Source organism: Streptomyces sp. NPDC055140 (assembly GCF_053607285.1).
Map to the genome: position 1 here is coordinate 30,322 of NZ_JBSGTG010000037.1, position 21,062 is coordinate 51,383.

A 21,062-nucleotide genomic window follows, 5' to 3' on the forward strand; every position below is an offset into this window, starting at 1 on the left:
TTGTGACTGAGCGCTTCTGTTGGCCGTTCTGAGCACCCCAGCTGCCCGGCTCCACGGCGCTGTTCAGTTCGTGGATCCGTGAGCATTCTGGAGCTCGATCGAGTCGGCCCGTGCCCAGGCCGGGGCTGGGACCGGCTCAGTGGACGGTGCCGGCCGTCCCGCCGCCGCCGGTGGCGACGCCGCCGACCGGCTTGCGCGCGGGGAAGGGGGGCTTGTCCTGCCGGCAGGTCGTTCCGGCCGGCGGTAGCGTGCCGTCGACGAGGTACCGGCTCTCGTACGTCTTGACGCAGCTGCTGGGGTTGATCAGCGCGGTGTGACCGTATCCCTCGTTGGTGAGCAGGCGGGCGTCGGCCAATTCGCCGGCCATCGCCTGCGCGTCCGCGTAGGGAGTGGCGGGGTCGTACTTGGTGCCGACCACCAAGATCGGGTGTGCCGTCGGCCTGTTCCACGGGCCCCGGTAGCGGTCGGCCGCGACGGCCGGCCAGGAGAGACACGGCACCGTGGCCCAGGTCCAGTAGCGTCCGGCGTCGCCCGCGCGTCGGGCGGCGGCCTCTTCCATGGCGGGGTAGGCGGCGGGGTCACGCGGATTGGGGCTGTCGCCGCAGACCACCGCACTCGCCTGTTCTTCGCCGACATACGGATTCGGATGCGGAACCGGCGGCAGGGGCGGGAGCGAGGCCGCCTTGGGCACGCGGCCCTCCCAGAGATCCCGCAGCCTGCCGGCGAGCTCCGTCCAGCCCGGGTGGACGATGTAGAGGCTGCTCATCACGTCGGCGATCGTGCGGCCGTAGGTCCACTCACCCACGGGATGCGCCCGCAGCCGCCGCATCAGCTCGTCGAATCTGTCCCGGGTCGCTTTCGGGCCGCCGGCGGAGAAGGCGCAGCCCGCGGTGTCCGTGGCTCCGCACAGGCTGAGGAACCGGTCCAGGACCACTGCCGCGGCGCGGTCCAAGCCCATACGCAGGAACGTGTTCAGCCGGGGGTCCGCGTCGGAGGCGTGGTTCGTCCAGGCCTGCGGATCGATATTGCTGTCGAGGACCATGGCGCGGACCCTGTCGGGGAACATGTTGGCGTAGGTGGCGCCCAGGATCGAGCCGTAGGAGATTCCGAGGTAGGTGAGTTGCGCGTCGCCCACCGCCTGGCGCAGCCCGTCGAGGTCGCGAGCGGTGTCAACGGTGCCCACATGGCGCAGCAGCTCGGGGTCACGCCGCTCACAGCGCCGGGCCAGGTCCTGGTACGCGGCGAACACGGCCGCTCTCTGCTGTGCGCCCACCGGGACGCCGGCCGGTTTGCCCGCGTTCCACGCGGCGGCCTCCCCGGGAGTCGCGAAGCAGTTCACCGCGGTGCTGCTGCCGATCCCGCGGGGGTCCCAGCTGACGATGTCGAACCGCTCCCGCACCTCGCGCGGGAAGAACTCGTAGTTCTGCGGCATCTGGACCGTTCCCGGCCCGCCGGGTCCGCCGGGGTTGAAGAGCAGGGTGCCGATACGTCGACCAGGGTCGGTCGCCTTCCGTTTGATGACTGCCAGTTCGATGGTGCGACGACCTGGGTTGTTGTAGTCCAGCGGCACCTTCGCGGTCGCGCAGTCGAACGGGCTGCCTTGAACGCAGGGTTTCCAGTCCAGCTTCGGGGCTGGCACCGAAGCTGTGGGTATACGTTCGGCCGCAGCGAGGTTCTGCCCGGTCAGAACGGTCGAGTAGGTCACCAACGCGGCGATGACCGCGGCACAAACCCGACGGCCCGCTGTCGGTCCAGATATGTGCATGCCTCGTCCTTCCACAGCTGAGGGCCGGACGCCCTGCCGTGCTGGACGTCGTCACGCATCTGCGTCAACGGCACCGCGGCCCGGCAACGCGCGCTAGCCGACCACGGCCAAATGGCGGAACCACCGTCACAGCCGGCCAGTTGTCCAGTCCCATATGATTTTGGGCATGGCGAGGGTGTGACCTGCGGTGCCTACAGGTGACTGAGGCAGATGGGCGGCGGGTGTCCCGCTCAACCGTAGGCAGCGTGATGGTTCACTCGCGGAACAGTGGTATAGCAACGGCCGTGTGGGCTGGATCGTCAGCTTCGTCGGGACGAGGAAGCGCAAGGGCGTGCCCGCGACCTACGTGATGGCTTGGCTGCGTCGTTCGATCATGAGGACGTCACGCCACACTCCGTGGTGCTGGCCGATGCGCTCGCGGGTGCCGATCTCACGGAAGCCGCGACTGCGGTGGACGGCGAGACTGGCTGCGTTCTCGGGGAAGATGCCGGACTGGATGGTCCAGATCCCTGCCGCCTCGGTCGAGGTGATCAGGGCGCCGAGCAGAGCACTGGCGATGCCTCGACCGCGGACGTCGGGGTGGACGTACACGGAGTCCTCGACCACGCCGGCGTAGACGCAGCGGTCGGAGACTGCGGAGGCGGCAATCCAGCCGAGGACGGAGCCGACCGGGTCGAGGGCCACGTGGCGGTGTTCAGGGAGTTTGGTGGCGTGGAAGTGCTGCCACGTGGGTGCGGTGGTTTCGAAGGTGGCGTTTCCATCGTCGATGCCGAGTTGGTAGATCTTCAGGACGGCACCGGCGTGCTCGGGGCGCATCGATGTGATGCGGATGTCCGGGCGTGCGGTCATGAGCGGGGCTCGGGTGCGATCTCGTCGATCAGGCCCCGGACACGGTGTTCGATCTCGTCGCGGATCGGGCGGACCGCGTCGACTCCTTGACCTGCGGGGTCGGTGAGTTGCCAGTCGAGGTAGCGCTTGCCCGGGAACACGGGGCAGGCGTCTCCGCAGCCCATGGTGATGACGACGTCGGATGCCTGGACGGCTTCCGCGGTGAGCACCTTGGGGACTTCGGCGGAGATGTCGATGCCGACCTCGGTAAGCGCTTGGACCACGGCCGAGTTGACGGAGTCGGCCGGCGCGGAGCCCGCCGAGCGCACCTGTACGCGATCTCCGGCGAGGTGGGTCAGAAAGGCAGCGGCCATCTGGGAGCGTCCGGCGTTGTGGACGCAGACGAACAGGACCGAGGGCAGGACGGCGTCAGACATGGGCGGGATCTTCCTGGAGCGCGGGCGAGTTGGGGGCGGTGAAGTAGCGCCGGGCGTACAGCGCCACGTACACGAGCCCGATGAGCACCGGTACCTCGATGAGCGGGCCGACGACACCGGCCAGGGCCTGCCCGGAAGAGGCGCCGAACGTCGCAATGGCCACGGCGATGGCCAGCTCGAAGTTGTTGCCCGCGGCGGTGAAAGCCAGCGTGGTGGCGCGCGGGTAGTCCAGGCCAACGGCCTTGCCCAGCAGCATCGATCCGGCCCACATGAGCGCGAAGTAGACCAACAGCGGCAGGGCGATGCGGACCACGTCAAGGGGCTTGGAGGTGATGGCGTCGCCCTGGAGGGCGAAGAGGATGACGATGGTGAACAGCAGCCCGTACAGGGCGAACGGGCCGATGCGCGGGATCAGCTTCGCCTCGTACCAGGTGCGGCCTTTGGCCTTCTCGCCGATACGGCGGGTGAGGTATCCGGCCGCGAGTGGGATGCCCAGGAAGATGAGCACGCTGCGGGCGATCTCCCACACCGACACGTCGAGGCCGGTCTGTTCCAGGCCCAGCCAGCCGGGCAGAACCGTCAGGTAGAACCAGCCGAGCGCCGAGAACGCGATCACCTGGAACACGGAGTTGAGCGCCACCAGTACGGCCGCTGCTTCGCGGTGTCCGCAGGCCAGGTCGTTCCATATGATGACCATCGCGATGCAGCGGGCGAGGCCGACGATGATCAGCCCGGTGCGGTACTCGGGCAGGTCCGGCAGGAAGATCCAGGCCAGGGCGAACATGAGCGCCGGGCCGACGATCCAGTTCAGCAGCAGCGAGGGCAGCAGCAGGCGCCGGTCGCGGGTGACGGTGTCGAGACGGTCATAGCGGACCTTGGCCAATACCGGGTACATCATCACGAGCAGGCCCAGCGCGATCGGCAGGGACACCCCGCTCACGGTCACCGTGGCCAACGCATCACCGAGTCCCGGTACGAGACGGCCCAGACCGAGCCCGACCGCCATCGCGGCAAGGATCCACACGGCAAGGTAGCGATCCAGGAACGACAGGCGCCCTGCCACGCCGTGATCAGGTGCGCTCGTGCTCACGAAACAGCCCCGGCAGTCCCCGGGCGTGCGGGCAGCAGCTCGCCGGCCGGGCGGCTCAGGATTCCCGCGAGTCGGTCGGTCATCTCAGGAAGCAGCCAGTAGTAGACCCACGTCCCGCGCCGCTCGCAGTCGATCAGACCGGCCTGCCGCAGCAGCTTGAGGTGATGCGAGATCGTCGGCTGCGACAGGTCGAAGGCCGGCGTCAGGTCGCAGACGCAGACTTCCCCGCCTGCCTGTGAGGCGATCATCGACAGCAGACGCAGGCGCACCGGATCACCCAGCGCCTTGAACACTTTCGCCAGCTCAACGGCCTGATCCTCGTCCAGCGGGGCGGTCAGCAGCCCCGGGCAGCAGGCGTCGGTCTCGCCGGTCCGGCCCAACACCACAAGTTCTTGCTTCGACATACGTCTATGTTGACAGGCTTCGATGCAAGGCGCAATCTTGCATCGAAGAACATCAATGCACCTCGATGGGAGCACCGCCATGTCTCGCGCTCAGCTCGCCCTGCGTGTCAGTGATCTGGAAGCATCTATCACCTTCTACTCGAAGCTGTTCGGCACCGAACCGGCCAAGCGGCGCGAAGGCTACGCCAACTTCGCCATCACCGAACCCCCGTTGAAGCTAGTCCTCATCGAGGGCGAGCCCGACCAGGAAACCCGCCTCGACCACCTCGGCGTCGAGGTCGAGACCACCGACCAGGTCACCGCCGCAACTGGGCGGCTGAAGGACGCCGGCCTGGCAACGTTCGAGGAGAACGACACCTCCTGCTGCTACGCGCTCCAGGACAAGGTGTGGGTCCACGGACCCGGCCAGGAGCCCTGGGAGGTCTACGTCGTCAAGGCCGACGCCGACACCATCGGCAAGAGCGCCCAGCCCGACGCAAACGGCGACGGATGCTGCACCAGCCGGCCCGCGGCCGAAGCAACGACCGCGGCGGCATGCACCTGCGGACAGTGACCCGACGATGCCCACTGGACATTCACTCGAGCCCTGAGTGCCACAGGTTCGAGGCGGTCGCTACCCAGCAGCCACAACCGGGCCGGCCGTGACCTGAGGAGGGTTGGGGAGCAGCGACGAGAGCCTGTCCCGTACGAAGTCCGCCGCCCGGTTGATCGAATCTTCGGCCCCGGATCGGTCTTCAAAGACGCTGGTGGAGACCATGACTCCGTCCCCGGCGTCCACCCAGTAGTAAGCCACGAAACCGGGGACTCCGCGGAGGAGAGGCACGAATCCCTCGTCCACCTGGCGTCCTGCCTCGGCGGAGTCAGTCACTCCTTCGTAACGCCGAATTACTGCGTACATAGCTGATCTCCTCATGGATCCCGAGGTCACCTTGCGCGAAACGACCTACCCCCACTGAGCGCCTCTGGCTCGGGGGACGTCCGGACGTGACCCGGATGGACGCACCGGTGATCCAACCCGGGCATCTGCTGCGTCGGCGAAACTGGACCTGTCCACCGTCCCCGCCGGCGAGGAGTCCTTGCGCAGACGGCTACTTCCGCCCCCGGCCCGAGGCCACCGACGATCGCCGATGTGGCACGCGTCGCCGGCGTTTCGCGCACGACCGTGTCACACGCCCTGAACGGACTCGGCAAGGTCGATCCCCGGACGCGGGAGCGTGTCAGGCAGGTCGCGGCGGAGCTGGCGTACCGCCCCAACCTGCCGAACGCCAGACAACGGCCCCGGACCTCACCCGGGGCCGCGCAATACTTCACCCATCGAACGGTGCACGCGGGCCGGCCACCGAAGTTCGACAAGACCTACCACCGCGAGCGTCATGCCGTTGAGTACGGGATCAACCGGCCCCACCACTACGGTGCTGCGCATGGCCGAAGGCCGCACGCTCCTCACCCGGTCCGGCACGACGAACTGCGGCCCGCCGGGACCAGCGTGCACGTCGGGTGAAGCTTCACCAGTGCCACCCCCGGCCTTCGGGCATCGCGTGTTCAGCCGCTCAGGTCTGGCACTGCGCCGTGCCAGCCGTGGACCAGCCGCTCCAGGCGCCCCCGTCAGCACGGGCGTGTACGCGAATCTCGACCTTCACACCAGGCGCGCACACCCGAGTCGAGCTTCCCACCTCCGTGGGCTCGACAGTCCCACCGGCCGGGACATAGGTGCGACCGCTGCCCAACTTCACCCAGTAACCACCGTCGACGACACGAAAGAACGCCTCGTAGGAGACGTTCACCGCCCTCGGCCCTGTGTTGCGTGCCTTGACGTACGCCGTGATCTCCCGCGTGTAGACCCTGCCTTCTTTCCCGCGCTGGGCGCTGATGCAGCCATTGACGGCCAACCGGCCGGTCGACACACCACCGCCGCAGGCGACTGCCGCGGCGTGAGCGTTCGCCGGAATGGTCAGCATGGTGAGCGCCGCAGCGCCCAGAATTGTTCCGATACGCCTCATATGCAAAACCTTGCTCCCTTCGATCCTGATTGCCTCAAAGGAACCATTACGCGTCGAGGCGCGGAGGGCAGCGGATCATCGAGTTCTTCACTCCAACGGAAGCGGACGGTGCCCCGGTACCCGATCACCTCAGGCGGCTAGGTCCCACCTGGCCGTGCGCTCTCCGTTGCTCTGCAGGAGCGAGTCCACCTTGCACGTCACGGCCGTGATCTCCGAGCCGTCGCCACCCTCTACGAAAAACGCGCCTGCATCTACCTCGGCACCATCACACTCGCAGCACTCCTGATCTGGCTCCGCACATGATCCGAGAAACAGCGCCGAGCTGGGCCGGCCAGGAACCGGGACCACGGCTCGGGGGCCCGTACGCGGCTCCGCGAACCCGTTCAGCCACTCCGTACCCCGCCCCCGTTCCCGGACGGCCGGTCACATGCCGGGGCGGTACCTCCGCTCGACGTGCCCCTTGAGGTCCTCGGGATAGAAGTAGACGGGCCGCAGGGCGCCCCGCGCATAGCGTTCGGCCTGGTCGCCGAAGTGTGGCGAGTCGGGGTGTCCGCTCACTCCGCCCGCCGTCACCGCCCAGGCGCGCAGTCGTGGCCCGAACTCCACGACCGCCACGAAACTGTTGCCACTGGTGCCGTAGTAACGCTTGGTTCCCGGGTAGGCCATCGCGCCGAACGAGGCGAGCGAGCCCCATCGCGAGGAGGTGAAGGGCACCGGGATGCTGGGCTTGTCGTCCCTGAACTCCTGAACGATCGCACCGTCGTTGCGCTGGTAGCGATTGATGTCACCCCACGGCACCTGCCAGCCGCCGAAGTCCCACTGCAGCCGCTGTATCGCCGTCTCGAGTGCGCCGAGCCTCTGCGCATCCGTGGCACGGTCAGCGATGTAGTCCCATACCGACATTCCGGCGTCCGCCGCCGCCTGGACTGTGAGTGCCCACATGTCCTCGCCCCAGAACACGGCTACTGATGTCGCGGTCGAGTCTGCTGACCACCGGAGGTCCCAGTCGCGCAGCAGGCCGATCGGACCGGCCAGCTTCTCCTTCCGCCCGTTCCCCTTGGGCAGTTGGTCCCACGCCGCCACGAGCCCCGGCAACAGCCGCGCGAAGGCGGTGAGATACGGGTCGAATGCGGCCTCGATCAGCGTCTGCGGGGTGAAGTCGTCGCGCGCACTCAGTACCCGGATGGCATGCGGCCCGCGCGGGTTCTCACCGAACCGGTCGAAGTAGCGCGGAAAGTCGGCCTTGTGGGGGCTGTCCGCGCCGGCGGCCGTCCAGGGCCAGTTGTTGGTGTTGAACGCCCAGCCGTTCTTCGGGTTCACGGCCCGCGGCATGCTGTCCAGGCTGTGCAGGCCATGCCAGTCGGTCGCCGGATCACTGCCGTCGACCGCCTTGAGATAATCGAACCGGTCGTCCCTCACCGGCATGAACTGCGGCATCAGGAAGGCGATCTCACCCTTCGAGTCCGCGAAGAGGGTGTTGTTCGAGCTGTTCGCCTTGAGGCCCGCGACCTTGATATAGCCAGCATAGTCCCGCGTCGTGGTGCGCAGGAAGCTCTGCAGGAGCGCCTCGACGGGCTTGTTCATCAGCGCACACGCGATCCACTTGCCGTCCGTCTCACGCACGATCGGGCCGTGGTGCGTTGCGTACGTCGTGAAGGTTCGCTCCTTCTGCCCGCCCTCATCGGTACGGAAGGAGAGCGTGACCTTCTTCGCCGTGACGGGGCGTAGTTCCTCGCCGTAACGGTAGGAGCGAGCACCGTCGGCCCCTGTCACGATCGTCTCGGCGAACTCGTCGATGTTGTCGACACCGCTCGTCGTGTGCATCCAGCCCGTGTCCGCGTTGAAGCCCTGGTAGATGAAGAACTGCCCCCAGGTGGCGGCACCGTAGGCGTTGAGTCCCTCGCGGCTCGTCACATGTTGTTCCGCGCGGAAGAAGAAGCTGGTGTGCGGGTTGATCAGCAGCAGTGCGTGGCCGTCCCGCGTGTGGCTGGGTGCGATCGCGAAGCCGTTGGACCCCGTGGGTTCGCGCTGCACGAGGCCGCGCTCCTCGTCGGTCATCGGTACGTCGGTCTTGTCGTAGAACGCCTCGAGCTGCGTGAGCAGCACTGATTCGATGTCGCCGCCGATGCTGCCTTCGGAGAAGCTGAGCGGCATCCACGGCTCGAACCGGTCGAGCACCCGCGGGCGCACCTCGGGATGTGTCGCGAGGTAGTGGTTGAGTCCGTCCGCCCAGGCCCGCATCAACGCGCGCAGCCACGCCGGGCACTTCGCGTAGTCCTTCTTCAACTCCTCCGGGTCGAGGAACAGCCGCTGGCGCAGGTCCTGCCATATCGCGCTCTCGCCCTCGGCCTCGGCGAGACGGCCCATGGCGACGAGGTAGTTCCGCTCGATCCGGTTGAAGTCGTCCTCTGCCTGGGCGTACATCATCCCGAACACCGCGTCGGCATCGGTCTCGCCCACGATGTGGGGAACACCCCAGTCGTCGCGCGTGATCGTGACCCGTGCGGCGTGTCGGCGCCGGCGGGCCTCGTCGGGCAGTGCCGACGCCGGCAGCGCGAACGCGGCGCCGGCCTGCAGCCCCGCCGCGGCAACGGCCAGCCCGGCCGCTCCCAGAACGCGACGCCGGCTCACCCCGGAGTTCTGCGCATGACTCATCGGATACCTCCGTAGATACTCCGCCCTTCAGGGCGAAGAAGAATCGGACTCCTGCAGAGCAGGGCAGCGGGCTGGGATGCGCCGCAAGGGCGGATCGCAGTGCTCTGACCCGCGAGTTTGGGCGTCACGTGAGGCGACGCTAGTTTGTGAGTGTGACCACGAGCCGTGTGAAGCGGGCATTCAAGTACCGCTTCTATCCGACGGACGCGCAGGCAGCGGAGCTGTCGCGCACGTTCGGATGTGTGCGGAAGGTCTACAACTTGGCGCTTGCCGCCCGGACCGAAGCGTGGGCGCGGCAGGAGCGGATCAACTACAGCCAGAGCTCCGCGATGCTGACGGCGTGGAAGAAGACCGAGGAACTGGCGTATCTGAACGAGGTGTCGTCGGTCCCGCTCCAGCAGGCCCTGCGGCACCTGCAGGCGGCGTTTATCCACTTCTTCGGCAAGCGGGCCAAATACCCGCGCTTCAAGAGCCGGAAGAAGTCGCGGAAGTCCGCCGAGTACACCACCTCGGCGTTCCGTTTCAGGGACGGCGAGCTGAGACTCGCGAAGATGAGCGAGTCCCTGCACATCGCGTGGTCGAGACCGTTGCCGGAAGGGATGAGCCCCACCACGGTGACCGTGTCGCAGGACGCGGCCGGACGCTGGTTCGTGTCCCTGTTGTGCGACGACCCCAGCATCAAGCACCTGCCCACCACTGATGCCGAGGTCGGCATCGATGCCGGTCTCGACCACCTCCTGACCCTCTCGACGGGCGAGAAGATCGCCAACCCGCGGCACGAGCGCCGCGACCGCGCCGCACTGGCGAAAGCTCAGCGCAGGCTGGCGAAGAAGACCAAAGGCTCGGCGAACCGGGCCAAGGCGCGGCGCAAAGTCGCCAAGATCCACGCCCGGATCGCAGACCGCCGCCGCGACACCCTGCACAAGATCACCACTCGGCTCGTGCGTGAAAACCAAACGCTCGTGATCGAGAACCTGACCGTGCACAACATGGTCAAGAACCGGAAACTGGCCCGCGCCATCAGCGATGCCGCATGGTCCCAGTTCCGCAGCATGCTGGAGTACAAAGCCGCCTGGTACGGGCGCGAGGTGATCGCCATCGACCGATGGTTCCCCTCCTCGAAACTGTGCTCCTCCTGCGGCACCCTGGCTGACAAGATGCCGCTCAGCGTCCGCACATGGACGTGTGACTGCGGCACAACCCATGACCGGGACGTGAACGCAGCGAAGAACCTTCTGGCCGCCGGACGGGCGGTTGCAGCCTGCGGAGCTGATGTAAGACCTCAACGGTGTTCTCCGGGCGGGCAGTCGGCAATGAAACAGGAAACCTCACGGCGCGAGCCGTAAGAATCCCCTCCCTTCAGGGAGGCGAGCGTCAAGAGTTGCTCCACTCTCCTTCGAGGATCAGGGGATCATTCGGTCTCACCCGGTGTGGTCATCGGTGGTCCGCGTGCCGACCTCTTGGCGCTCTGTCCGCCCGGTAGGGCGCTCCCATCGCCCTACGCCCGTGAGACCCCAACGGAATGACGCCCTCGGCCATCACCCTGATCGTCACCTCCACCGCGCAGCCGGCAACCACGACCGAGGTGACCACCCGGACGGCACACGCACGTTCCGGTGATCACCTACGCGGACAGTCCTATCCAGGAAGCAGCGCCCTGACAAGGCCTCACCCCACGGCAATCGGAAGTACTTCGTCCGGTGAGGAGCGGCTGTCCCACCTGCGCGGCTGCCTACCTATCTCCGCTGTGACGGGCTGTCACCAGAAGCGGATCAACATCCGTGCTCGGGCAGTTGCTCGGCCGCCCGCAGCGACGTCGGCGGAGACTGCTGACCGGGCAAGCTCAGGGACACAAGAGGGAGCCGGCGGTCGGCACCTCGTCGATCTCGGCCAGGTGCACTTCCCTGCTGGACGCGGACCTCATCCGCTGGCAGGTCGAACGAGGCGGCGCACAGCGCCTCATGCGCGACCTGGCCGACGTCCGTTCCATCGTCGAACCCGCTGCCGCCCACCGGGCAGCCCTCCACTGCACCGACGACGACCTGCAGGCCATGGTCCACGTCGGTCTGGGCGCAAGAGAGTCGGAGTCCGTCGCCGCTCCCGGCTGGGGAGATCCGAGCGGGATATCCCCCACGGTGAAAAACCCGAGGTATTGCCGTCGCCGCCGTCTCCTGCATGCAACTCGACCCGGAATACACTCATCCGTTCACTGACTGCTCTCAGCGCAGATCGAGCAGCATCACGTCATGCAGGTCCGCGCTCTCCCCCCACAGCCGCGCCTCGCCGATCTTGCGGTATCCCCACGCCCGGTAAGCGGCCGACGCCGCCTTGCTGCCCGGGTGGACGTTCAACAGCACCCGCTTGGGCCCGATGCCGTCGAGCAGCATCTCGTGCAGACGACGCGCGATGCCCTGTCCACGCCACGGTCCGCGCACGGCGAGTTCCATGAGCCCGAAGGTGCGGTGCCCGTCCTCGCGCCGCATGTCCTCGGGCACCGGCTCGGTCAGTTCGTCCCACCAGCCCGTGTCGGAACCGAGCGAGTAGCCGTACGCCATGCCGACCGGCTCGCCGTCCTCGCACCGTGCCAGGGTGGCGCGGAAGGTGCGGTTGCGAGCCTGGACGGGGAAACGGCGGAAGGCGGCAGCGACGTCGTCCTCGGTCTCGTCATAAGGAGGCTCGGCGAAGGCTTCGGCGTAGATCAGCCTGAACGCGTCCACATCCTGTGCTGCGGCCGAGCCGGCCATGCGCTCCACCGCGATGATCCCCTGCTGCACCATGTGGTACTCCCTCGGACGGCCGTGCGGTTACGCTCACACACTCCCGGACAGTGGCGCCCACGCGCCAGTCCCGACCCCACTCAGGCCGCAGTCGGCCGGGGCGGAGAACCGAGTTCAGGTGGTGACCGGCTGCCGGGCCGTGCCCCTCCCGTGCCCGATCGGGCGGGGAACAACGGGCAACAGCGACACCCCACGGGGACCGGAAGCGGCGACGGCTCCCGCCCATTTTCTCTGGTCAGGAGCCTTCAACCACCGTGGTGGGTGTGGGATTTGGGCCCGTGCCGACTCGCGTCACGACGCTTTCGAGATCGTCGGCAGCCCTGGCACGACCAGCTAGGCTCCGCCGCCCAAATGACTACGGCTTGTCCCGTACACGGGTGTGTTCACCGGGTACTCGGACTGTGAGACGTCGACTCGGCAGCCGCGGCGGGCGGCGCGCGAAGAGCTGCTGGGCGGGGGTGGTGAACACCTCGTCCCCGTCGAGCAGGAGGACGCGTGTGTGGAGACGCGCCCTCGCCGGGCCACCACAGCTCGAACGCGGTCACGACGACACCGGCCCTCCGTCCAACCGAGCGACACGGCTATGTGGTCCCAGCCACCGCTGTTCGTGCGCGGGGATGGCCGCGTCGACGGATGTCGTGGTGCGTAGCGCGATGTCGACGATCCCGGTCGGCTTCGTCAGACGATGACAGGGACGGTCTCGGCGCGGTTGGTGGACCAGTTGGTGACGATGGGCTTGTCGACGTTGGCGGTGTCGGGGAGCTTGAGCTCGGCGGGGTTGGGATCGTTGTCGGTGGTGGCGATGATGACGTTCTCGAATTCCTTGCCGGCGTTGCTCTTGGTGGTCTTGGGGCTGATACCGGTGTACGCGACGGCGGAGCCGGTGAGCTTGATGGGGTCTTCGCCACCCTGTCCGACGGGCGAGGCGACGCCGTCGGCGCCGGAGCCGAAGGACACGCTGGGCGTGTTGACATCCAAGTAGCAGGTGATGCCGGACTTGGCCTTGGCGGCGACGAGGTAGTAGCCGCCGGCCTGGGACTGAGAGGTGACCGTGAAGTCCAGGTCGTTGGTGCCACAGGACTGTCCGTAGCCACTCTTCCCGCCGCCTCCGGAGCCGCTCTTGCTGTCGTCGCCGGAGCCGGTCTTGTCCGTGGAGCCGCCGGAGCCGGTCTTGTCCGTGGAGCCGCCGGAGTTGGAGCCGGCGGTGGAGGGGCTGTCGCTGGAGGAGCTGCCGCTCCCGCCGCTGTCGGCGGAGGCGACGGCGGAGGGAGTCGCGGAGCTGCCGGCGTCCGCGGTGTCGTCGTTGTTGCAGGCGGTGGTGGTGGCGGCGAGAGCCGTCACGGCCGCCGCGGCCAGGACGAGACGGGCGGAACGGGCGGCGAGACGCGAACGCATCATGATCTCCAGCGGCTGTCGGTTGCGGTGTTTCCTGACTGACACCGATGACACTAGGGCCGAGTCGATCCTGAAATGATCCTGTGCATGTCCGGGTTCTGTCTCAGCAACTTCGGTTCCAGGAAACGGCGTTGGATTGCAGCAACCCCAGCTCAAAGGGCATGTCCGGGACCACGCGTCAGAACCACGCCATCGCACGATCAGTTGGCTTCGCGATTACGGCACCCGCGTCCAAACTCCCGGGAAGCCTTGACCGCCGGCAGCAATGAAGAAGTCAGCCGAACACCGTCGACACCGCAGTAGACGGTCAGGGAGATCCGGCGTCGGCGCCGCTGGCCCCGTTGACCGTCCCTTCAACGTCCTGCAGCTCGCCCCACCAGTTGCCGCCCGTCCCCCGTCACCTGCAGCCCGGTCTCGTCCACTTCCTCGGCGACCGGGGCGAACCGGCCTGAAAGGTGGAGGACGCGGGTCTGGCCGAACGGCTACGGGGCGTGCGTGGCCGTGATGGCCTCCCTCGACGGGGGATGTTCGCACCTGGTCGGGTGCCGTTCCGACCTTCCATTCAATCGCCGGAGCGGACCTGCTGCAACGCGTGAGTGAGATGGTGCGGGCGCCGCGGCTCCGTATCACCATGGAGAGGCGGCGCCGTGCCGCACGGAATCACCATGGACAGGCGGCACTGTGCCGCTTCGGGCCAGACACCGGAGGTGCACGGTGGAGCCAGCGAATTCCGGGCGACGGACCGGGAATCTGCTATTCGCATTCGCTCCGTGGATCATCTTCGACGTCATTGCGTCTCCCAGTACTTGGGAGTACGCCGCGCTGGCGGCTCTCGTCGCCGCAGTGGTGCTGAACCTGCCGGATCTGCGCCGGGGTTCCTTCAAGGCACTGGAGGTCGCCGGCATCCTCTTCTTCGGCGTCATGGCTGTCCTGGCACTCTTTCTCGACCGTCAGGACATGCTCTGGCTGGAGACGTACGCCCAGGTGCTGTCCAGTTCGGTCATCGCGGCGGTGGCGCTGGGATCGCTGGCATTCGTGCCGTTCACCGAGCAGTACGCGCGGGAGTCCACGCCCCGGGAGGTCTGGGGCACTCCCCTCTTCCGGCACGTGAACCGTGTGCTCACCCTGGTCTGGGGCTGCGTCTTCGTCGCCACGGCCGCACTCGGACTGGTCGCGCTGCACACGACGTCCGGCGCCGACTGGTTCAACTGGATCATCCCGGTGGTCCTGCTTGTCCTGGCGGCCCGCTTCACGGAGCGCTATCCGGACCAGGTGCGTGAGCGGGCCAATGCCGCGCGCACCGCTCCGTAGACACGACTGCGCCGACGACGGCCGCGGCGGGCACGGCGACCTCGCGACCCCGGCATATCGTCATCAGGTCGAGTCCATCGACAAATCTGCGGCGAGGTCGCTGTCGAACGGGCCGGTTTCCCACATTCCCGTGCAAAGGCTTGTCCCGCAATGATCTTCGGATGAGTGCGAGCCGGTCGCTGTGTGACGACCGACCTCTCTGGAGAGGTTGAGGTTGTGCAGGCGGGCGACGCCGAGCATGGCGTGGTGAACGCCGTTGTCCTTGAGACGGCAGTCGCGGAGGATCTTCCAGGTCTTCATTCGGGCGAAGGTGTGCTCGACGCGGGCGCGTACCTGCTTGTGGGAGCGGTTGTGGTCCTGTTTCCAGTCGGGCAGTTCCTCGCCGGCCCGGCGGCGGTGCGGCATCAGGAGTCCGGTTCCTGGATAGCCGCCGTCGGCGATCGTCATGGTGTTGCCGACGGCGGCCTTCGCTCCCGATTCCCCCCAGGCTCTGCAGTCGTTGCGGTTGCCCGGCAGAGGCCGGCCGACCGCGACGACGCGAAGGGTGTCGGCGTCGATAGCAACTTGGTGATGGGTGGAGTACCGCTGAGCACGCTCCAGTCGGCTACAGCTGGCGTTGGCCGTGAGGCGTGCGCTTGTTTCCGGCGGTGGATTCGGTGGTGGCTGCCTGACGGAGCACGTCGTAGCCGACGAACTCGAACAGGCGGTCGCCGCGGTGCACGGGGTGGGGTGTTCCGGCGAACCGGTGCACACCGACCCCGAAACCGGCGTCCGCTGCCGATAGCCACTGAAGTTCGAAGCCCTGCGCTTCGAACCATTCGCAGATCTGCGGTACTCGGTCGGGTGCGGCGCGGTGCCGGGTCCAGATGACGGTTCCGCCGACCTTGCACAGCTGACTGCAGGCGGCGATTGTGTGCTCGATGTCAGCGTCGGTGATGTTGCCGAAGACGCCGCAGATGAGGACGAGATCCGCAGGGGCCGTGTCCTCGTACTGGTCGATAAGGCCGGCGTCACCCGTCACCACCTCGACGTGTTGCAGGCCGGCCCGGCCGGCCCGTTCCGCCGCGGCCGACGTGTTGCGCGGATCCAGCTCGACGAGCTTCGCCCGTACATCGTCGCGACGGGGGTGCCCAGCCAGAACGTCCAGAAGATCGCGGCCCTCCCCGGCGCAGAGGCTGATCACCCTCAAATCACCGTCCGGGGCACCGGACAGCGCAGCGCCGACCTGGGCTTGAACCGTCTGTAACCGTCGTGCCATCCACGAGTCGGCCAGGTCGTACTGATCGTGCCATGCGCTCCAGTCCATGGACGGACGCTACGTCCGCTCACCGCTCACGAGCGACCCAATTCCGAGCACCGGACCGAGGACACGGCCAGACCGAACTGCCGGCTTGGAAAGAGGAGCACAACACCTCTCACCGCAAGGTGGCTCCCTACCTCGCCGGCTCGGAGAATGTTCAGTCGATGCAGAACTCGTTGCCCTCGATGTCCAGCATCGGGATGCACGACTCGTTTTCCTCATCGGCGTACAGCGTTTGCACGTGGGTCGCACCGAGCGCGACCAGTCGTGCGCACTCGGCTTCGAGCGTGGCGAGGCGCTCGTCCCCCACAAGCCCGGTGCCGACCCGGACGTCGAGATGCACCCGATTCTTGACGATCTTTCCTTCGGGGACGCGCTGGAAGTACAGGCGCGGGCCCACGCCTGAGGGATCACTGCAGGCGAACCAGGATCCCTGCTTCTCAGGAGGCAGAGTGCGGTTGAAATCGTCCCAGGTGGTGAGCCCCTCCGGTGGCGGCGGTATGACGTACCCCAACACTTCACACCAGAAGCGAGCGAGGCGCTCCGGTTCTGCGCAGTCAAAGGTGACTTGGAACTTCTTGATCGCTGACATCGGCGCACCGTACCGCGTACCAGGAGGATCCTGCCGCTCTTTTCCCCAGGAGGATCCGCCCGTCACCCGTTGCGTCCTGGGCCGCCTTGGACTTCAAGTGATCAAACCCAGTCCACGAGAACGACGCGACCGTGGCGGCGGAGCGCTCCAGTGATCCCCAGGATCCAGTCCTGACCAACCACCCTCAGGCTGATATCAGTTGCGGGACAACCCTAGGGCTCCTGGTATCGCTTTCTCGGTGAGTTGGACGGTTCCTCTTCCGGGTCGGGCTCCGCTCGGATTCGCGGACCGCAGGGACGAGGGCTCGGAGGCATCGACGGAGCTGGGCGACGGCCCGTTCGACGGCTTCGCCCAGGTTGTGTCAGAGATGCAACCGGTCCACGACCTGGATGACCTGAGGGGCGCCTGTGGCGGCACCTTCGGTGAAGAACGGTGACCTGTCCCGGCACACGATTCCAACACCTGGCCGGTCGGCGAGCCACGCCGCCAGACTCGATGCCTCCCGGTCGGGCAGCAGATCGATGGGGCCGCCGGCCTCGATGCCGACGAGGACAGTGCCGTAGTGGCGGCCCTCGCGGATGGCGTAATGGTCTGCGCCGACCACACGTGGGGCAGCCACCTCTGGCTTACGGCGCGCCGTCCCCGCCCGCGTTCTCTCAGGACGGGACGGTGCGGCCATCGGCCGGTCAGGTCCAGTTGCACCGGTGGACGGGAACGGTGACCGGGTTCAGCGCGTAGTCCCAAAAGACGTCGGGGCGCCACGACTCCAGGTCCCAGCTGTCGCCCGTCACGTGGCTGCCATCCGGCTTCTCGTAGGCACAACAGGAGTGGAAGGCAAGCTGCTTGAATGCCCCAGAGCGCTTCAATTCATCAGCGCGGTTCTTCACGCCGTACGGTTTCCGGCCATCCCCATGCAGCTCTTCTGCGGATCAGCCCTGAACGGACAGAAAATCCTCGACGGCGGCGGCGAACTGGGCCGGAGCATCGTGGTGCACGACATGACCGGCAGGCAGCTCGGCGAGGCAGGCCTTGCCGACACGACGGGTGATCATTTCCCCGGCATGGGCGGCCGCCAGCTCATCGCTGCGTGTTCCACGGATCAGCAGAGTGGGGCAGGCCACCGCCGTCCAGTCCTGCCAGTGGTCACCATTGAGTGCCTTCTGGGACGCCACCGTGTGCTCGATGTCGAACGAGAATCCCCAGCCGCCCTCGGACCGGCGGAAGGAACACTCCAGGTAGGCAGCCGCCGAGCCCAGTGCGGCCACCAGTTCCTGACGCGAAGGCGTTAGGCGAGGCAGGCGCAGGGTGAATGACCAGTCACTGTCCACCACCGCGCCGATGTCCTCGACTATCAGCGCACAGACCCGATCCGGCTGCCGGGCAGCGTACTGGTATGCGTTCACTCCGCCCAGCGAGTGGCCCAGCACCGCCACCGGGCCGATGTTCAGATGCCGATGGAACGCAGCTACTTCAGCGACGTAATCGTCCCGCTCGTAGCTCTGAGCACGATCGGACTCACCGTGCCCGCGTTGATCGAGCGCGATCACCCTCCACCGCGGCGCCAGCGCCTCAGCCATGGACGCGAACGCCGTCGCCTCGTTGTAGTGCCCGTGCAGGGCCAAAAGCGGAGTACCCGGACCACCGAAGTCCAGATACGACAGCTTCCGCCCGTCGACCACGAAGAACTCACGCATGATGGGGATGCTATGCGGCACCACTGACACCCCACGGCTGACCAGCAGCCGACAGAGAACAGAACCGCTCTCCTCTCAGTCAGAACGAGTTGCATTGGATGGCACCGCTTATGTGGGGGGCGGTAGGTCTTCCGAGAGTTGGGGCGGCGGGTTCATCCCGTTGTCCCAAGGGCGGAGAGCGTTCACATGCGTCGCTGGAGCACGTCGGCGCTTCGGCCGGCCGCGACCACAGTGCGGAGGGGGAACGCGATGAGCAGCGCGACAGCGACCAGGAGCCCGCTCGCCCACAGCGGTCCGAGGTCCCCGACCTCGGTACTGAGGGTGGTCGCGGCGACGAGGGGACCGGCGGCGGCACCGAAGTTGAGTGCTGCGGTCGCATACGAGCCGGCCATGGTAGGGGCCTCCGCTGCCTCGTAGAGGACCCGCGTGATCAGCGTGCTGCCGAGTGCGAACGACAGCGCACCTTGTACGAACACCAGGGTGCACAGGGCGACCGGCTTGTCGGCCAGTACCGCCAGGGCCGGCCAGCCGACGAGCAGCAGCGGACCACCGACTGCGATGACCAGACCTGGACGCCGGTCGGACAGCCGGCCCGCGACGGTGACGCCGACGAAGGAACCGGCTCCGAAGAGCACCAGAACGACAGAGATCCACAGCTCGCTCAGCCCGGCGGTGTCGGTCACGACGGGGGCGAGGAAGGTGAAGCTTCCAAAAGTTGCCGCGTTCACCAGCGCGCCGAGCAGCATCACCAGGATCAACCGCGGCCGTGTGAGCGGGGCGAGCTCCGCTCGCAAGGTCGGCCCGCCAGTCGCGTCTTCCTTCCCCTGTCCAGCTGGGATGCCCTTCAGAATGCCGAGGGCTGCAGGCAGGCAGAAAGCGGCGACTGCCCAGAATGTGGCCCGCCAGCCGAGCATCGTGCCGAGTACCGACCCGCCAGGGACACCGGCGACGGTCGCCACCGTCGTGCCCGACAGCAGGACGGCCAGCGCACGCCCCTTCTTGTCGGCCGGAACCAGCGTGGCGGCAGCCGTCAGGGCGACGGCGATGAACCCTGCGTTCGCGAGCGCGGCAACGACCCGGGTGGCAACCAGGACCGGAAAGCTCGTGGTGATGGCGCCCACAGCGTGAGCTGCCGCGAAAGTAAGGACGAATCCGAGAAGGTTGGAGCGCCTGGGCCAGTTGCGCGCAAGCGCGGCCACAAGCGGGGCGCCGACCATCATGCCGATCGCGAAGGCTGAGGTGAGCACGCTTGCTGTCCCGACTGTGACGTCGAAATCTGAGGCGATGTCCGGCAACAGCCCGGCGAGCATGAACTCCGAGGTGCCCATGGCGAAGACCGCCATGGCAAGCAGGTACAGCGGGAAAGGCATCGAAGGCTCCGAGGTGAGGAGAAGCACGAGAAGGTCATCTCGTCACCGCGGCCAGCCCCACGGGCACACTCGTCCCACCGCAGAATGCGGCGCAACGACAGGGCTACGCGTTCAGGGCTTCAGGGGGCTGACGGCGTGACCGAAAGCCCCCACCTTGTCTGACTCAGGACTCGACATGGCGCGCACGCTACCCGACCGGTACCTGTCGAAGCATCTGGGTTTCACCGGCATCGGCCTGTGTCACCAACGTCACCCACCTTCGCTCTCGGGTTGTGCCGTCGGCTGATGCGCAGTGGGCGTGGGCCGCCGGACGCGCCAATCCGGCCAATCCGGCCAATCCGGCCAATCCGGGGGAACGATGAGCAGGCGGTGACGGTCCGCAGCACGGATTCCGTGAAACCCTTGCGCCTTCCGGGATTTGGGGGGTGCCATGGTCCTGGGATCGCACCGCCCGTCACTCGAATCACCCCAAGTCCCCATTAATCGAGGTCAGTTGCCGGCACGCGGCGCGCCTGGCCCGGATTCCGCCCGGCCGCCGTCCACGCCCCGCTCGGCCGCACCACGCTCACCCGGGCGGCCGGCAAGGCCGTCGTGGTCACCTCACGGCAGGAGAAGTCATGCGAAACAGGAGCACCACCCGCTCACCCCGCCGCGCGGCCCTGACCGCGGCGCTCGCCGCAGCTGCCGCCGCCGTCGGCCTCGCCCTGCCGTACACCGGCGGCGTCCCCGCCGCTCAGGCCGCCGTCCGCAAGAGCGTCGACAGCGATTACACACTGTTGCGCCGCTCCCCCGCCTCGTACGTCATCGGCACCGCCTACCGCGGCTGGACCGTCGACATCCAGGGCGACCCCCAGGGCGGCTATCGCTGGGGCCACATCTACGGCGACCTCAACTCATGTCTGTGGATCTACGACGGCGCGGCCTCCGGCGACGAGGCGCACGCCAACGAGTGCGGTGACCCGGTGACCATGCCGACGTCGGAGTTCACCAACGGCCAGATCGGAGGCGGAACGTCGGACGGTGCCACCGTGACCACGGTCGCCGGATCAGGCTGCGCCACGTACGACGGCAGCCACATCACGGGCTACGGGAACGTGCGCCCGTGGGCGGTGCCCACCACCCCGAGTGCTCCGCTGAACACCCAGGTCGCTATCGGCCAGACAGTGCTGTGGCGCTACGTCAGCCGCGACGGCCACTACGTGATGGTGCGCGATCCGCGCGGCGGCAGCACCGACGGCGTGGGGCTGCAGAGCTGGTACTTCGTCCCGCGTGGATGCCTGCCGACGACGCTGCCCTGATCCGGGCGGGCCGGCGAGGCTGAGGGGCTCTGCCGATCTCGCCTGGTGGTGGGTACGAGGCTTGGGGCGGTGGAACAGCTTATGCAGGCCGTGCAGCTGGGCGTCAGTCAAAGACACACCAGACCAGCGCTCCGATGATCCTCAAG

At 67.4% G+C, this 21,062-nt stretch carries 18 protein-coding genes and 2 pseudogenes; 5 read left to right on the forward strand and 15 right to left on the reverse strand.

Annotation, left to right across the window (positions count from 1 at the left end; genetic code table 11):
• Window positions 1-136 precede the first annotated feature (136 nt).
• From ACWFR4_RS41355 to ACWFR4_RS41375, 5 genes are all read right to left on the reverse strand, one after another.
• Window positions 137-1,639: an alpha/beta hydrolase gene (locus ACWFR4_RS41355; RefSeq protein WP_453656726.1), complete on the reverse strand. Its 1,503-nt coding sequence runs from the start codon at window positions 1,637-1,639 to the stop codon at window positions 137-139.
• A 468-nt stretch (window positions 1,640-2,107) separates the two neighbouring features.
• Window positions 2,108-2,614 carry an N-acetyltransferase family protein gene (locus tag ACWFR4_RS41360; protein WP_453656727.1) on the reverse strand — a complete coding sequence of 169 codons (507 nt, stop codon included), beginning with the start codon at window positions 2,612-2,614 and terminating at the stop codon, window positions 2,108-2,110.
• Entirely contained in the window at window positions 2,611-3,030 is a 420-nt protein-coding gene (locus ACWFR4_RS41365) for an arsenate reductase ArsC (protein ID WP_453656728.1), read from the reverse strand. Before ACWFR4_RS41365 ends, ACWFR4_RS41360 begins: the two co-directional genes overlap by 4 nt.
• Window positions 3,023-4,120, reverse strand: a complete 1,098-nt coding sequence (gene arsB, locus ACWFR4_RS41370; RefSeq protein WP_453469645.1) for an ACR3 family arsenite efflux transporter — start codon at window positions 4,118-4,120, stop codon at window positions 3,023-3,025. The genes ACWFR4_RS41365 and arsB overlap by 8 nt, the downstream gene beginning before the upstream one ends.
• On the reverse strand, window positions 4,117-4,524 hold the full coding sequence (locus tag ACWFR4_RS41375; protein WP_453469646.1) for an ArsR/SmtB family transcription factor: 408 nt from the start codon (window positions 4,522-4,524) through the stop codon (window positions 4,117-4,119). Before ACWFR4_RS41375 ends, arsB begins: the two co-directional genes overlap by 4 nt.
• A 79-nt stretch (window positions 4,525-4,603) precedes the next feature.
• Here ACWFR4_RS41375 and ACWFR4_RS41380 point away from each other — a divergent pair, with 79 nt between their 5' ends.
• The gene (locus tag ACWFR4_RS41380) at window positions 4,604-5,077 is read left to right on the forward strand and encodes an ArsI/CadI family heavy metal resistance metalloenzyme (protein WP_453656729.1); all 474 of its coding nucleotides are present in this window, start codon (window positions 4,604-4,606) and stop codon (window positions 5,075-5,077) included.
• A 567-nt stretch (window positions 5,078-5,644) separates the two neighbouring features.
• Window positions 5,645-5,800 (forward strand): annotated as a pseudogene (locus tag ACWFR4_RS41385) (LacI family DNA-binding transcriptional regulator); the annotation flags it as partial.
• 274 nt (window positions 5,801-6,074) lie between these two features.
• On the opposite strand, the gene ACWFR4_RS41390 reads toward ACWFR4_RS41385, so the two are convergent.
• Both ACWFR4_RS41390 and ACWFR4_RS41395 read right to left on the reverse strand, forming a co-directional pair.
• Window positions 6,075-6,524, reverse strand: coding sequence for a hypothetical protein (locus ACWFR4_RS41390; RefSeq protein WP_453469907.1), 450 nt, complete (start codon window positions 6,522-6,524; stop codon window positions 6,075-6,077).
• 423 nt (window positions 6,525-6,947) lie between these two features.
• Complete coding sequence (locus tag ACWFR4_RS41395) at window positions 6,948-9,179, reverse strand: penicillin acylase family protein (protein WP_453656730.1); 2,232 nt, start codon at window positions 9,177-9,179, stop codon at window positions 6,948-6,950.
• 152 nt (window positions 9,180-9,331) lie between these two features.
• Between ACWFR4_RS41395 and ACWFR4_RS41400 the strand changes: the two genes are divergently transcribed.
• Window positions 9,332-10,525, forward strand: coding sequence for an RNA-guided endonuclease InsQ/TnpB family protein (locus tag ACWFR4_RS41400; protein WP_453656731.1), 1,194 nt, complete (start codon window positions 9,332-9,334; stop codon window positions 10,523-10,525).
• A gap of 873 nt (window positions 10,526-11,398) precedes the next feature.
• Here the strand turns inward: ACWFR4_RS41400 and ACWFR4_RS41405 are convergent.
• Both ACWFR4_RS41405 and ACWFR4_RS41410 read right to left on the reverse strand, forming a co-directional pair.
• Window positions 11,399-11,956, reverse strand: a complete 558-nt coding sequence (locus ACWFR4_RS41405) for a GNAT family N-acetyltransferase (RefSeq protein ID WP_453656732.1) — start codon at window positions 11,954-11,956, stop codon at window positions 11,399-11,401.
• 678 nt (window positions 11,957-12,634) lie between these two features.
• A complete protein-coding gene (locus tag ACWFR4_RS41410; protein WP_453656747.1) occupies window positions 12,635-13,351 on the reverse strand; it encodes a hypothetical protein in 717 nt (238 codons plus the stop codon).
• Window positions 13,352-14,194: 843 nt separating this feature from the next.
• Here ACWFR4_RS41410 and ACWFR4_RS41415 point away from each other — a divergent pair.
• Window positions 14,195-14,662: a hypothetical protein gene (locus ACWFR4_RS41415; protein ID WP_453656733.1), complete on the forward strand. Its 468-nt coding sequence runs from the start codon at window positions 14,195-14,197 to the stop codon at window positions 14,660-14,662.
• Window positions 14,663-14,863: 201 nt separating this feature from the next.
• On the opposite strand, the pseudogene ACWFR4_RS41420 reads toward ACWFR4_RS41415, so the two are convergent.
• The 6 genes and pseudogenes from ACWFR4_RS41420 to ACWFR4_RS41445 all read right to left on the reverse strand — a co-directional run.
• Window positions 14,864-15,250 (reverse strand): annotated as a pseudogene (locus ACWFR4_RS41420) (transposase); the annotation flags it as partial.
• A gap of 16 nt (window positions 15,251-15,266) precedes the next feature.
• Window positions 15,267-15,968: a class I SAM-dependent methyltransferase gene (locus tag ACWFR4_RS41425; RefSeq protein WP_453656734.1), complete on the reverse strand. Its 702-nt coding sequence runs from the start codon at window positions 15,966-15,968 to the stop codon at window positions 15,267-15,269.
• A gap of 151 nt (window positions 15,969-16,119) precedes the next feature.
• The gene (locus ACWFR4_RS41430) at window positions 16,120-16,554 is read right to left on the reverse strand and encodes a VOC family protein (RefSeq protein ID WP_344518767.1); all 435 of its coding nucleotides are present in this window, start codon (window positions 16,552-16,554) and stop codon (window positions 16,120-16,122) included.
• A 361-nt stretch (window positions 16,555-16,915) separates the two neighbouring features.
• Window positions 16,916-17,158: a transposase gene (locus ACWFR4_RS41435; RefSeq protein ID WP_453656735.1), complete on the reverse strand. Its 243-nt coding sequence runs from the start codon at window positions 17,156-17,158 to the stop codon at window positions 16,916-16,918.
• Between the two features lie 325 nt (window positions 17,159-17,483).
• Window positions 17,484-18,248: an alpha/beta fold hydrolase gene (locus tag ACWFR4_RS41440; protein WP_453656736.1), complete on the reverse strand. Its 765-nt coding sequence runs from the start codon at window positions 18,246-18,248 to the stop codon at window positions 17,484-17,486.
• A gap of 182 nt (window positions 18,249-18,430) precedes the next feature.
• Entirely contained in the window at window positions 18,431-19,618 is a 1,188-nt protein-coding gene (locus ACWFR4_RS41445; protein ID WP_453656737.1) for a Cmx/CmrA family chloramphenicol efflux MFS transporter, read from the reverse strand.
• 617 nt (window positions 19,619-20,235) lie between these two features.
• On the opposite strand from ACWFR4_RS41445, the gene ACWFR4_RS41450 reads away from it, so the two are divergent.
• On the forward strand, window positions 20,236-20,916 hold the full coding sequence (locus ACWFR4_RS41450; RefSeq protein ID WP_453656738.1) for a hypothetical protein: 681 nt from the start codon (window positions 20,236-20,238) through the stop codon (window positions 20,914-20,916).
• Window positions 20,917-21,062 lie beyond the last annotated feature (146 nt).